General features: G+C 65.7%; 13 protein-coding genes. 8 read left to right on the top strand and 5 right to left on the bottom strand.

Annotated elements, in window-relative coordinates:
* Positions 1–21: 21 nt before the first annotated feature.
* The 5 genes from JC616_RS07910 (at position 22) to JC616_RS07890 (ending at position 4,631) form a co-directional block, all read left to right on the top strand.
* A complete protein-coding gene (locus JC616_RS07910) occupies positions 22–780 on the top strand; it encodes a 3'-5' exonuclease family protein (protein ID WP_227107633.1) in 759 nt (252 codons plus the stop codon).
* Positions 781–1,107: 327 nt separating this feature from the next.
* Complete coding sequence (locus JC616_RS07905; protein ID WP_227107631.1) at positions 1,108–1,407, top strand: hypothetical protein; 300 nt, start codon at positions 1,108–1,110, stop codon at positions 1,405–1,407.
* Between the two features lie 139 nt (positions 1,408–1,546).
* The gene (locus tag JC616_RS07900) at positions 1,547–2,953 is read left to right on the top strand and encodes an MATE family efflux transporter (protein WP_227107629.1); all 1,407 of its coding nucleotides are present in this window, start codon (positions 1,547–1,549) and stop codon (positions 2,951–2,953) included.
* Complete coding sequence (gene murB / locus JC616_RS07895) at positions 2,950–3,975, top strand: UDP-N-acetylmuramate dehydrogenase (protein WP_227107627.1); 1,026 nt, start codon at positions 2,950–2,952, stop codon at positions 3,973–3,975. Before JC616_RS07900 ends, murB begins: the two co-directional genes overlap by 4 nt.
* Before the next feature lie 44 nt (positions 3,976–4,019).
* On the top strand, positions 4,020–4,631 hold the full coding sequence (locus JC616_RS07890; protein WP_227107625.1) for an HAD family hydrolase: 612 nt from the start codon (positions 4,020–4,022) through the stop codon (positions 4,629–4,631).
* 11 nt (positions 4,632–4,642) lie between these two features.
* Here JC616_RS07890 and JC616_RS07885 read toward each other — a convergent pair whose 3' ends face one another.
* Both JC616_RS07885 and JC616_RS07880 read right to left on the bottom strand, forming a co-directional pair.
* Positions 4,643–5,023 (bottom strand): MAPEG family protein, encoded by a 381-nt coding sequence (locus JC616_RS07885; RefSeq protein WP_107800231.1) that lies wholly within the window; start codon positions 5,021–5,023, stop codon positions 4,643–4,645.
* Between the two features lie 33 nt (positions 5,024–5,056).
* Entirely contained in the window at positions 5,057–5,731 is a 675-nt protein-coding gene (locus tag JC616_RS07880) for an energy-coupling factor ABC transporter permease (protein WP_107800232.1), read from the bottom strand.
* Between the two features lie 100 nt (positions 5,732–5,831).
* Here JC616_RS07880 and nadC point away from each other — a divergent pair, with 100 nt between their 5' ends.
* Both nadC and JC616_RS07870 read left to right on the top strand, forming a co-directional pair.
* A complete protein-coding gene (gene nadC, locus JC616_RS07875) occupies positions 5,832–6,677 on the top strand; it encodes a carboxylating nicotinate-nucleotide diphosphorylase (protein ID WP_227107624.1) in 846 nt (281 codons plus the stop codon).
* Positions 6,678–6,763: 86 nt separating this feature from the next.
* The gene (locus JC616_RS07870) at positions 6,764–8,644 is read left to right on the top strand and encodes a sensor domain-containing diguanylate cyclase (RefSeq protein WP_107800234.1); all 1,881 of its coding nucleotides are present in this window, start codon (positions 6,764–6,766) and stop codon (positions 8,642–8,644) included.
* On the opposite strand, the gene JC616_RS07865 is transcribed toward JC616_RS07870, so the two are convergent.
* The 3 genes from JC616_RS07865 to trxA form a co-directional block, all read right to left on the bottom strand.
* The gene (locus JC616_RS07865; RefSeq protein WP_107800235.1) at positions 8,622–9,269 is read right to left on the bottom strand and encodes a CoA pyrophosphatase; all 648 of its coding nucleotides are present in this window, start codon (positions 9,267–9,269) and stop codon (positions 8,622–8,624) included. The two genes, JC616_RS07870 and JC616_RS07865, sit on opposite strands and share 23 nt — an antisense overlap.
* 204 nt (positions 9,270–9,473) lie before the next feature.
* Positions 9,474–10,730, bottom strand: a complete 1,257-nt coding sequence (gene rho, locus JC616_RS07860) for a transcription termination factor Rho (protein WP_043591613.1) — start codon at positions 10,728–10,730, stop codon at positions 9,474–9,476.
* Positions 10,731–10,853: 123 nt separating this feature from the next.
* Positions 10,854–11,180: a thioredoxin TrxA gene (gene trxA, locus JC616_RS07855; protein ID WP_039755088.1), complete on the bottom strand. Its 327-nt coding sequence runs from the start codon at positions 11,178–11,180 to the stop codon at positions 10,854–10,856.
* Between the two features lie 225 nt (positions 11,181–11,405).
* On the opposite strand from trxA, the gene fabI reads away from it, so the two are divergent.
* Positions 11,406–12,194, top strand: a complete 789-nt coding sequence (gene fabI, locus JC616_RS07850; RefSeq protein ID WP_043591772.1) for an enoyl-ACP reductase FabI — start codon at positions 11,406–11,408, stop codon at positions 12,192–12,194.
* Positions 12,195–12,399 lie beyond the last annotated feature (205 nt).

Here is a 12,399-nt window from a genome sequence, read left to right as displayed (position 1 = left end):
GACTCCGACAAGACCCCTCCCGTGCGCCCTACTCTCAGCTTTCATCTCCAGACCATTCCCAACGTGCCCGCCATCCGCCAGCTCTACCAGCTGGACGGCGAAATCGGGGAGGCCGACGTCGCCGATTTCGTGCTGCAGCGCTGTCGCGCCCAGAGCGGCACCGACTTCATCCCCTTCCACTTGCACCGCGTCGTCGCCATCGCCGGCGTGCTGCAACAGGATGGGCAAACCCGTCTCGTCCAAGGGCTCGCCGCCGACGCAGGCGACGAGGCCGCGATGCTGGCGGACTGGCTGAGCCTGCTGCGCGACAGCCGGGCGCGGCTGGTCAGCTGGGACGGCGCGCGGCTGGAACTGCCGGCGCTGCGCCACCGCGCGCTGGCGCTGGGCCTGCCGCTGGCGGAACAGCTGCGCGCCGGAGCGGACAGCTCGTCCCAGGTCTCGCTGAGCGAGATCCTGAGCGGCGGCCACGCGGAGCTGGCCACCCCGCAGGGCGAACTGGCCCGGCTGTGCGGCCTGCCCGGCGAGGCCGAGCTCAACGGCCCGCGGCGCTGGGAACTGTACCGCGCCGGCGACGTCGGCGCGCTCGCGGAACACAATGCGCGCCAGGCCGCCAGCTGCCATCTGCTGTGGCTGCGCCAGCAATGGGTGGAGGGCGCGCTGGATTCAGGCGCCCACCAGGCCTGTAGGCAAGGCCTGCGCGCCGTCGTCGTCGCGCAGCCGGAGCCGCACTGGCGCGGCTGGCTGGCCGACTGGCCCGCGAACGCCCCGCAAGGGGATTGACAGCCAAAAGCCAAAGGCATAGGCTGACGTTCATGCGCCGATTTGACACAGCTTGCGGGCGCTTAACAAATGCCAGCTAAAGCGTTAAAACGGTCAACCCGCTTGCGCTCTTAGTCGTAGGCGGGTTTTGTTTTACCCGTACAGGCAGTTAAGCGGACCCGTCGCTTCGGATCGATGCATGAGCCGCGCCCCGTTTCCATTTCGGGCATGCGCGGCTGGCGCCGAGTTAATGACAACTTGCAGGGCGCCCAAAAATCCTGCTAAAGCGTCGCCGGCGATACCCAGGACCGGCGCGCGAACCGCGACCGAACCGACTGGAGAACCGCCATGTACGACTGCCTGCAAGACAGCTATACCGATTTTTCTTTTGCCAATTTCGACGCCGTGGGAAGACCTCGCCCCCTTTGCGGCAGCCTGAGCGCCTCTCCGCTCACGCCGGCCGACGCCCCCGCCCTGCAGCAGCTGGCGGATTTCGCCCGTGAACTGGGCTATGACCTGGACCGCAACGGCGAACAACTGACCGTGCGGGACATTTCCCTGCTGGACGCGCTCAGCATCAACGCCCGCTTCGGCGGCGAGCTGCTGATCAGCTGCGATCTGCGCCGCGACCCGCCCGCGCGCTTCTGACTCCCGTCTCCCGCGCCGCCGGGAGCGCCTTGCGTTCCCGGCGCACGCCATGTCGCCCCATTGTCATGGCGCGACAAAGACAAGCCCGCCCCGCAGCCGGTATAATGGCCAGTTCTCCGTGCCATCCCGCCCTACTCCCATGCTGTTTGAAATCAATCGCGCCCCGCGCGGGGCCGTGCTGCTGGAAGCCCGTCAAATCAGCCGACTGGCCTTGCCGATGATGATCGCCCAGATCGCCCAGGTGGCCACCGCCTTCGTCGATACGGTGATGGCCGGCCGCGTCAGCACCGACGACCTGGCCGCCGTCTCTCTGGGCGCCAGCGTCTTCATCACCTTCTACGTCACGCTGATGGGCATTGTCACCGCGCTCAATCCCATCCTGGCCCACCAGTTGGGCGCCGGCGAGCACGACAAATTCAAAGACACCGCGCGCCAGGGCCTGTGGTTCGGCCTGCTGATCGGCCTCTTGGGTGCGGCGATGATGATGGCGCTGGAGCCGGCGCTGCGGCTGTGGCTGCACCTGCCGCCGGAAGTGACCGACAAGGTGATGCTCTTCATCACCGGCGCCGCTGTGGGCATGCCGGCGGCGATGACCCACCGCGCGCTGCACGCCTACGCGTCCAGCCTGGGCCGCCCCAAGGCCATCATGGTGGTCAGCCTGCTGGCGCTGGCGCTGAACGTTCCGCTCAACTACATCCTGATCCACGGCCTGTTCGGCCTGCCCAAGCTGGGCGGCGCCGGCTGCGGCTGGGCCACCGGCATCGTGTTCTGGTTCAATTGCCTGGCCCTGCTCGCCTATGTCAGCTGGCACCGCAACTTCCGCCAGTTCCGGCTGCTGGAGCGGCTGCGCGGCCCGGACTGGCGCATGTACCGCGGCTTCCTCAAGCTGGGCGTGCCCATCGGCCTGTCCTTTTTCGTGGAAGTCAGCCTGTTCTCCTTCATCGCGCTGCTGATCGCCGAACTGGGCACCGTGGTAGTGGCCACTCACCAGTCCGTGCTCAATTTTTCCAGCATCATCTACATGCTGCCGCAGAGCGTGGCCACCGCGATGTCGGTTCGCGTCGGCCACCACGTCGGCGCCGGCGACTACCGCGCCGCGCGCTTCAGCTCCGGCGTCGGCCTGCTGCTGGGCCTGAGCATGGCCTTCTGCGCGATGCTGATGGTGCTGCTGTTCCGCGAGCCCATCATGCGCATGTACACGCCGGACCCGCGCGTGATCGCGATGGGCTCCACCCTGCTGCTGTTCGCCGCCGTCTACCAGCTGACCGACGCGGCTCAAACCATCGCCTCCGGCGCCCTGCGCGGCTACAAGCTGACCACGGTGCCGATGATCATTCACATCCTGTCGTTCTGGTGCGTCGGCCTGGGCCTGGGCATCACTCTGGGCCTGACCGACTGGCTGAGCAAGAAGCCCATGGGCGTGTTCGGCTTCTGGACCGCGCTGGTGATCAGCCTGAGCGTGGCCGCGCTATTCCTGACCCGCTACCTGGCCGGCGAAAGCCGCCGGCGCCTGCATCGACAACTTCAAACGGAACCGGCGCCATGAGCCTGAGCTTCAGCCACCATCATCCGCTCAAATCGCTGAACACCTTCGGCATGGACGCGCGCGCGCGCGACTTCTGCCGGCTGGACGCGCTCTCGGAGCTGCCGGCGCTGCTGGACAGCCCGGCCTACCGGGCCGGGCCGGTGCTGTGGCTGGGCGGCGGCAGCAATCTGCTGTTCACCCGCGACTACCCCGGCCTGGTGGTCAAATTGGAATTACGCGGCGTCCGCCTGCTGGAGGAGAGCGGCGAGGACGTGATCGTCGAGGCCGCCGCCGGCGAAAACTGGCACGATTTCGTGCTCCACACCCTGGAGCAAGGCTGGTACGGCCTGGAAAACCTCAGCCTGATCCCCGGCACCGTCGGCGCCAGCCCGATCCAAAACATCGGCGCCTACGGCGTCGAGGCCAAGGACCACATCCATCAAGTCGTCTGCGCCGATCTAGAGCGCGGCGGCGCCGAACTGACGCTAAGCAAGGCCGACTGCCGCTTCGGCTATCGCGACAGCGTGTTCAAGCACGAGGCCGCCGGCCGCCTGCTGGTCACCGCCGTGCGCTTCCGCCTGTCGCGCGCGCCGCGGCTGCGCACCGGCTACGGCGACATCCAGCAAGAACTTGACGCCGCCGGCATTGCCGCGCCCACGCCGCATGACGTCAGCGACGCGGTGATCCGCATCCGCTCGAGCAAACTGCCCAACCCGGCCGAGCTGGGCAACGCCGGCAGCTTCTTCAAAAATCCGGTACTGCCGGCGGAACAGGCGCAGGCGCTGCTGGCGCGCCATCCGACGCTGCCGCACTACCCGGCCGCCGACGGCAAGGTCAAGCTGGCCGCCGGCTGGCTGATCGACCAATGCGGGCTGAAAGGCCATCGCGACGGCGACGCCGGCGTGCACGCGCGCCAGGCCCTGGTGCTGGTCAACTACGGCGCAGCCAGCGGCGAGCAGATGCGCGCGCTGGCCGACAAGGTGCGCGCGGAAGTCCGTCAACGCTTCGGCGTGGAACTGGAGCCGGAACCCATCGTTCTCTAAACCGCAGGCGCGAGCCGTTCGCGCCCTAGACAAAAGGCTAAGCAATGCATTCAAGCGTAGATGTGCTGGTATTCGATCTGGGCGGAGTATTGGTGGACTGGAACGGCATCGATCCGCTGGTGCGGCTCTCCCAGGGCAAGCTGGACCCGGAACAGGCCCGGCGCTTCTGGATGGAAACGCCGTGGATCGCCGAACTGGACACCGGCGCCTGCACGCCGGAGGCCTTCAGCGCGGCGATGGCCGAGCACCTGGGACTGGACATCGGCGCGGCGGACATGACCGCGCAACTGGACAGCTGGCTGCGCGGCGCCTACCCCGGCGCGGCGGAGATGCTGGCCCGGCTAGGCGAACGCCACCGCCTGGCCGTGCTCAGCAACAATAATGCGCTGCACTGGGGCAAGATCGAACGCGAATTCGATCTGCTGCACCGCTTCGACCGGCTGTTCGCCTCCCACCTGATCGGCCTGCGCAAGCCGGACGACGCGGTGTACCGCCATGTGCAGGACGAGCTGGGCGCGGCCCCGCAGCGCATCGCCTTTTTCGACGACAATATAGAATGCGTGGACGCCGCCCGCCGCGCCGGCTGGCAGGCCTTCCACACCAAGGGCCTGGACCAGGCGCAGGCCGCGCTGCGCGCCAACGGCTGGCTGGATTAGGCCTAACCGCGCTAGAACACCCCGCCGGCCTTGCAGAAAATCGCCACCACCGTCAGCAGGCCGATCAACCAGGACAGGGAACGCAGCGCCGCCCGGTCGGCCAGATACAGCAAGCCGTGCGCGATCCGCGCCGCGATGAAAACCGCGGCGGCGGCGTCCAGAAACGCCGGCGGCACATGCATCCCCCAAGCCACCAACACCGCCGCGGCGAAGGTCGGGAACGCCTCCCAGGCGTTCTGCTGCGCCCAATTGGCGCGCAGCCGGTAACCGCTGGCCTGGGCCATCGCCTCCCGAGGCTTGTGGTTGTCCACTCGCGAACCGGCCTTGGCCACCCCGGCCCAGATCAAGGGCAGCAAGGCCGCCAGCAAAATGCTCCATAAAGCGAAGGGCATGGTTTCTCCTTTAGCGTGTGAAAGGCCGCCCGCTCACGGCGAGCGGCGCCTGTGTCCCAGATAGCGCCCGTCGTCGAAGGTCGCCACCCATTCCGGCCGGTAGACCACCAGCACCGCCGCCAACAAGCCGGTGGTGAAGGCCTCCGACCACGACAGTAAAAAATAGAACGGCAGCGTCTCCTCCAACAACTGGTCCCAGGGATAGGCGCCGGCCAGGCCCAAGGCCAGCAAACCCGACAAGCCGGCGGCGAACATGCCGGCCCCGCCGGCGAGGAAGCCGTTGACGAAGACATAGACGAACAGATTGCTGGGCAGGACGCGCTGGCTCAAACGCAGCGCCGCGGCCGACAGCGCCACCGGCGGCACAATCATGCTCAGATAGTTCAGGCCCAGCGCCTGCGGATCGGCCTGTCCGCTCACAGCCAATGCCAGCAAGGGAAGCGCCAGCGCCAGCAAGGCCAGCCACGGCCCCATCATCAAGGTGAACAGGCCGGCGCCCAGCAAATGGAAGGACAGGCCGGGGGCCACGCCGCCGCGCAGCAGCCACAAGGCCAGCGCCAGCACGCAGGCGCCCATCCAGGCGTTGCAGGCCGGCAAGGGCAGGCCGCGCCAGGCCACCCGCCGCGCCGCCAGCGCCAACAAGGACAAAGCCGCGCCGTTGCTCAGCCAAAGCGCGGCGTCGGGGAAAAACGATGCGGGTAAATCCATGGCCTACCTATCGGCTTATATATCCATTTCGAATGATACCAGAGCGCGCGCACCAATCCGCCGCCATTGGGTACAATGACGTTTTCTTGGAGAGTCCCGCATGCCCGCCTTGCCCGCCCCTCACCTGATCGCCCAGCAGGTCGCCGCCGCCCTGGCCGAAGACATCGGCCGTTGCGACTGGACCGCCCTGCTGATTCCCGAACACAGCGCCGGCGCGGCGCGGGTGACGGCGCGCGAAGCGGCCACGCTGTGCGGCCAGGCCTGGTTCGACGAATGCTTCCGCCAGGTCGATCCCCGCTGCCGGGTGGAATGGCTGGCCGCCGAAGGCGAGCAGGTCGCCGCCGGCGCCGTGCTGTGCCAAATCGACGGCCCGGCCCGCGCGCTGCTGACCGCGGAGCGCTCCGCGCTGAACTTCCTGCAAACCCTGTCCGCGGTCGCCAGCGAAACCCGCCGCTACGTAGACGCCGTGGCCGGCACCCGCGCCCGGATACTGGACACCCGCAAAACCATGCCCGGCCTGCGGCTGGCGCAGAAATACGCGGTGACCGCGGGCGGCGGCGACAATCAGCGCGTCGGCTTGTTCGACGGCATCCTGATCAAGGAAAACCACATCATGGCCGCCGGCGGCATCGCCGCCGCGCTGCGGGCCGCGCAGCGGCTGGCCCCGGCCGAGGTCAGCCTGCAAATCGAAGTGGAAACGCTGGAGCAACTGGAAGAAGCGCTGCTCCACGGCGCCAAGCTGGCCCTGCTGGACAATATGTCGCTGGAGCAAATGCGCGAAGCGGTGCGGCTGACCGCCGGCCGCGCCCAGCTGGAAGCCTCCGGCGGCGTGGACTTCGACACCGTGCGCGCGATTGCGGAAACCGGGGTCGACCGCATTTCGGTGGGCAAATTGACCAAGGACGTCCGCGCCGTCGATCTTTCCATGCGCTTTACCGCGGCCTGAGGCGCCGTCCGGGCCCGGCGGCGGGCCCCTGTCATACTCCGCCGCCTAGCGCTATAACTGGTTCATAACCCCCAATAACGAGCGTCATGGACTTCAACCTCCGCAAACGGAACAAACGCCCGGCACGCTATGCGATCTGGGGTTCCATCCTCTTCCTGCTCGGCACGCTGGCGCTGGTGGCCCTGGAACTGCTCAACACCTATCACCAGGAAGAGGAAAACGCGCTGCGCCAGGCCAACGGTCTCAGCCAATTGCTGGCGGAACGGCTGGCCGCCGGCATCAGCGAAGCCGGCCTGATCCTGCAAAGCAGCAGCCAGCTGCCGCAGGTCCAGACCCTGCTTCACACCGGCACAAGCGGCGAGGAAGGACAGCAGAAGCTGTACCAGCAGCTGCAGCAGCAACTGCAGCTGGCGCCCTATCTGAGCCGGATCGAAATCATAGACAGCGCCTGCCAGGCCATCTTCACCAGCCGCCAGGCCGCCATCGTGCGCCAGCCTCACAATGAATTCTGCCGCTGGCTGCATCGCAACGAAGACCCGGAAAACAATTACACCGCCGCCCAGCACAATCCCGAACAACACGGCATCGTCCTGGCCAGCAAGCTGCGCGACGAAGGCGGCAACGTCATCGGCATGGCCGCCGGCGTCATCGCCAATAATTTCTTTCAGGACGAGGTCTCGCGCGTCACCGTGGGCGAGCACGGGGAAATCCTGGTGCTGGACCAACGCCAGCTGATGGTGGCGCGCTGGCCCAAGCCCCCCAAGGGACTGGAGCGGCAATTCCGGCCGCTGCAGCCGGCCAAGCTGCTCAGCCGTGACGGCAATCAGGCGCAATTCAGCGCGCCGTCCAATATCGACGGCGTCACCCGCCTGTACAGCCAGAGCCAGACCGGCCGCTATCCCTTCCAAGTGGCCGTGGGCCTCGCCCGCAAGGATTTCACCCGCTCGGTGCAGGAGAAGGCGATGCTGGCCCTGCTGGGCTGGCTGTTCATCGCCGGCATGACGCTGCTGGCCCTGCGCAACTATCTGTCCAATCTGCGCCAGCACACCCTGCTGAGCCGCAGCACCGATCTGATCCGGCAAAGCGAGGGAGAGGCGAAGCTGATCCTGGACACCGCGCCGCTGGCGCTGTTGCTGGTCAACCCCAAAACCCGCCGCATCCAGCGGGCCAACGCGCTGGCGCGCGCCATGTTGCAACTGCCGCCGCGCGCGCCGGGCACCAAGGAGGATTCGGACATCCTCAACCTGCCTTTTCGACTACAGCCGCTGGAGCAGTGGCTGGAAGCCGGCCAGGAGATAGAGAATCAGGAAATGGAACTGGAGCTGGAGGACCACAGCCGGCTCTGGGTCATCGTCTCGCTGCGGCCCCTGGGCGAACGCACCCCGCCGTCCACGCTGGTGGCGCTCTACGATATTTCCAGCCGCAAGCAGTTGGAGCAGCAATTGCAGGAAAGCAATCAGCAACTGAGCGAAATGGCGGCCACCGATCCGCTGACCCATTTGTACAACCGGCGCTACGCCGACATGATGCTGAAAGACGAAATCAGCCGCTGCGAGCGCTACGGCCAGTCGATGACCATCGCGGTGTTCGACATCGACCACTTCAAGCAATTCAACGACCGCCACGGCCACCAGGCCGGCGACAATGTACTGGTGGCGGTGGCCAACGCGCTGACCGACACCACGCGCAACACCGATATCAGCGCGCGGGTGGGCGGCGAGGAATTCCTGGTGATTTTCCCCTGCACGCGTCTACGCGACGCGCAAAAGGTGATGGAACGGGTCCAGGTGGTGCTGAGCCAGACCCGCTTCCCGCTGGTGGACCAGAGCGTGACCTTCAGCGGCGGGCTGACCGACTGGCGGCCGCACGACACGCCGGAACTGATGCTGGCGCGCGCCGACCGCCTGCTCTACGAAGCCAAGGTCGCCGGCCGCAACATCCTCTTCAACGATCTGGACATGATCTGAACGGCGGCGGCTCCTGCCCGGCCACGCCCAAGGCGTCGGACAGCAGCCACAACATCGCCGCGGTGGCGCCCCAGATGCGGTGGCGCTGCCAATCCAGCGACAGATAGGCCCGCAGCTGGCCGTCGTCGCCCTGATGGCTGTGGCGCTGGTAAGCGCCGGTATCCATCAGCAGCGGCAGCGGCGCCTCGAACACCTCGGCCACCTCGCCCGGCTCCGGGCTGAGTTCGAACGGCGGCAACACCAGGCCCACCACCGGCGTCACCACGAAGCCGGTAATCGTCACATAATCCGGCAAGCGGCCCAGCAGCCGGACATGGCTTTCCGCCAGCCCGGTCTCCTCCCGCGTTTCGCGCAGCGCGGCGCGCTCGGCCGAACCGTCGTCCCGCTCCAGCTTGCCGCCCGGAAAGCTGACCTGGCCGGCGTGCGCCGGCAGGTTCTCCGCGCGACGGGTCAACATCACCGTCGGCCCCTCGTGCCGCCACACCAGCGGCACCAGCACCGCCGCCGGCCGCAGCCCGCCGTCGGCCGGACGGAAGCTGAAATCGCCCACCCTGCCGGTAAAGTCATAAGCCGACAGCCGACCGGCAATCCAGTCGGCCGCTTCTCCCGCCTCCATCGACCACATTTTATTGTCCCCTGCCGTCATCCGCTCGCCGGGCCAACGCGCCGGCGATGTTCTTGCTCCATCTTAGGCCAAATCGCGGCCCCGCTGTCGGCGCCGCCATCGGTATTAACAAAAAACCCGCGCGCCGGCGCCTGAACGACGCCGGCCGACGCGGGCAAAAAAAATGCCAGGCTGGCAGCCTGGCATTCTTGCGAGCATTTCCGCTCAGCGGCGCATCGAGTCGAAGAACTGTTGGTTCGACTTGGTGGCCTTGATCTTGTCCTGCAGGAATTCCATCGCCTCCAGATCGTCCATCGGGTAGAGCAGCTTGCGCAGTACCCAGATGCGCTGCAATTGGTCCTGCGGAATCAGCAGCTCTTCGCGACGGGTGCCGGAACGGTTGATGTTCAGCGCCGGGAAGATGCGCTTCTCGGCCATGCGGCGTTCCAGATGGATTTCGCTGTTGCCGGTGCCCTTGAATTCTTCATAGATCACATCGTCCATGCGGCTGCCGGTATCGATCAGCGCGGTGGCGATGATGGTCAGGCTGCCGCCCTCTTCCACATTGCGCGCGGCGCCGAAAAAGCGCTTCGGGCGCTGCAGCGCGTTGGCGTCCACGCCGCCGGTCAGCACCTTGCCGGAGGCCGGCACCACGGTGTTGTAGGCGCGCGCCAGACGGGTGATGGAGTCCAGCAGGATCACCACGTCCTTTTTGTGTTCCACCAGGCGCTTGGCCTTCTCGATCACCATCTCGGCCACTTGCACGTGGCGGGTGGCCGGCTCGTCGAAGGTGGAAGACACCACTTCGCCCTTGACCGAACGCTGCATCTCGGTCACTTCCTCCGGACGCTCGTCGATCAGCAACACGATCAGCACCGCTTCCGGATGGTTGGCGGTGATGGCGTGGGCGATGTGCTGCAGCATCACGGTCTTGCCGGACTTCGGCGGCGCCACCAGCAGGCCGCGCTGACCTTTGCCTATCGGCGAGATCAGGTCGATGATGCGGCCGGTGATGTTCTCTTCGGCGCGGATGTCGCGTTCCAGCTTGAACTGCTCGGTGGGGAACAGCGGCGTCAGGTTCTCGAACAGAATCTTGTGCTTGGAGTTCTCCGGCGCTTCGCCGTTGACCTTGTCCACCTTGACCAGCGCGAAGTAACGCTCGCCGTCTTTCGGGGTGCGGATCTCGCCTTCGATCGAATCGCCGGTATGCAGGTTGAAGCGACGAATCTGCGACGGGCTGACATAGATGTCGTCCGGGCCGGCCAGGTAGGAGGTGTCCGGGCTGCGCAGGAAACCGAAACCGTCCGGCAGCACTTCCAGGGTACCTTCACCGAAAATGCTCTCGCCTTTTTTGGCCTGGTTTTTCAGCAAGGCGAAGATCAAGTCCTGCTTGCGCAGTCGGTTGGCCCCGTCGATCTCGTTGGAAATGGCCATTTCAACGAGTTCGGAAACATGAAGATGTTTTAGATCAGATAAGTGCATAGCAGCCGTAGGTCGACTCGGTAACGATTTAGCGGAACGCTGAATTCGGAGGGTGGCGTAAAAATGGAACGGGCAACGCGTCAATCGCTACCCGTTTTGAGATTTTGCTGGAGAATAGACGCTTTACAGTTGGCTGTCAATGAAGGCGGTCAACTGGCTCTTGGCCAGCGCGCCCACCTTGGTGGCGGCAACCTGGCCGTCCTTGAAAATCATCAGCGTCGGGATGCCGCGGATGCCGAATTTCGGCGGCGTCAGCTCGTTCTGGTCGATGTTCAGCTTGACCACTTTCAGGCGGCCTTCGTATTCCTTGGCCACTTCGTCCAGGATGGGAGCGATCATCTTGCACGGACCACACCACTCGGCCCAGTAATCGACCAGCACCGGCAGGTCGGCTTTCAGAACATCGGTATCGAAACTGTCATCGCTTACGTGGTGGATCAGATCGCTCATGGTTTCCTCGCTATTTATATGGTGGCGCAACTACTGCAATTGATGTGTGATGGTAGCAAGCGCGGAGTGCCGGGGCAACCGGAAATCCGGCGTGCGCGGCGCGCTCCGCGCTTCGCTCTTTCCTTATATACCACCGGAAAGCGTCCGACCTGGCCGACAATGCCGCTGCTGAAACGCCCCGGCTTCGGTATAATGCGCAGCTGTTTATTCCGAGAAGGACTCCAAATGGGCTTTCTGCAAGGCAAAAAGATTCTGATTACCGGCATGATCTCCAACCGCTCCATCGCTTACGGCATTGCCCAGGCCTGTCATCGCGAAGGCGCGGAACTGGCGTTCACCTATGTGGTGGACAAACTGGAAGACCGCGTGCGTGAAATGGCCGCGGATTTCGGCTCCAAGCTGGTTTTCCGCTGCGACGTGCAGAACGACGAAGAAATCAATAAATTGTTCGCCGATCTCGGCAAGGAATGGGACGGCCTGGACGGCCTGGTCCACGCCATCGCCTTCGCCCCGCGCGAATCGCTGGAAGGCGACTTCCTGGACGCGCTGAGCCGCGAAGCCTTCCAGACCGCCCACGATGTGTCCGCCTACAGCTTCCCGGCGCTGGCCAAGGCCGCGCGCCCGATGATGCAGGGCCGCAACGCCGCCTTGCTGACCCTGTCCTACCTGGGCGCGGTGCGCGCAATCCCCAACTACAATGTGATGGGCCTGGCCAAGGCCAGCCTGGAAGCCTCGGTGCGCTTCATGGCCGCCAGCCTGGGCAAGGACGGCATCCGCGTCAACGGCATTTCCGCCGGCCCGATCAAGACCCTGGCCGCCGCCGGCATTTCCGGCTTCTCCAAGCTGCTGGCCATGGCCGCCGGACAATCCTGTCTGCGCCGCAACGTCACCACCGAGGAAGTGGGCAATACCGCCGCCTTCCTGCTGTCCAATCTGTCCTCGGGCATCACCGGCGAAATCACTTATGTCGACGCCGGCTTCAGCATCAACTCGCTGAATGTGCCGGAAGCCTGATTCGATCGCCTCCAAATGAAAATGGACCCGCCGGGTCCATTTTTTTTGCCCTCGCCGCTGCGCCGCCATCCGCTCCGGGATGACGAAGCCCCAATAAGCGGCACTCGCCGCGCCGCGTCTCACGAAGCGCCGCGGACTTCAACGGCCTCCAGGACGACGATCCGCCCCGGCAGGCCGCCGGGCGCTTGCGAACCCGGTCAAGCCC

Source organism: Chromobacterium rhizoryzae (assembly GCF_020544465.1).
GTDB lineage: Bacteria > Pseudomonadota > Gammaproteobacteria > Burkholderiales > Chromobacteriaceae > Chromobacterium.
Note: the sequence above shows the minus strand (reverse complement) of the source record. Positions and strands in the feature narration are given on the sequence as shown.

Coding starts and splice junctions, on each gene's coding strand:
- JC616_RS07905 (WP_227107631.1), top strand. CDS start 1,108: ATGTACGACTGCCTGCAAGACAGCTATACCGATTTTTCTTTTGCCAAT.
- JC616_RS07900 (WP_227107629.1), top strand. CDS start 1,547: ATGCTGTTTGAAATCAATCGCGCCCCGCGCGGGGCCGTGCTGCTGGAA.
- murB (WP_227107627.1), top strand. CDS start 2,950: ATGAGCCTGAGCTTCAGCCACCATCATCCGCTCAAATCGCTGAACACC.
- JC616_RS07890 (WP_227107625.1), top strand. CDS start 4,020: ATGCATTCAAGCGTAGATGTGCTGGTATTCGATCTGGGCGGAGTATTG.
- JC616_RS07885 (WP_107800231.1), bottom strand. CDS start 5,023: ATGCCCTTCGCTTTATGGAGCATTTTGCTGGCGGCCTTGCTGCCCTTG.
- JC616_RS07880 (WP_107800232.1), bottom strand. CDS start 5,731: ATGGATTTACCCGCATCGTTTTTCCCCGACGCCGCGCTTTGGCTGAGC.
- nadC (WP_227107624.1), top strand. CDS start 5,832: ATGCCCGCCTTGCCCGCCCCTCACCTGATCGCCCAGCAGGTCGCCGCC.
- JC616_RS07870 (WP_107800234.1), top strand. CDS start 6,764: ATGGACTTCAACCTCCGCAAACGGAACAAACGCCCGGCACGCTATGCG.
- JC616_RS07865 (WP_107800235.1), bottom strand. CDS start 9,269: ATGTGGTCGATGGAGGCGGGAGAAGCGGCCGACTGGATTGCCGGTCGG.
- rho (WP_043591613.1), bottom strand. CDS start 10,730: ATGCACTTATCTGATCTAAAACATCTTCATGTTTCCGAACTCGTTGAA.
- trxA (WP_039755088.1), bottom strand. CDS start 11,180: ATGAGCGATCTGATCCACCACGTAAGCGATGACAGTTTCGATACCGAT.
- fabI (WP_043591772.1), top strand. CDS start 11,406: ATGGGCTTTCTGCAAGGCAAAAAGATTCTGATTACCGGCATGATCTCC.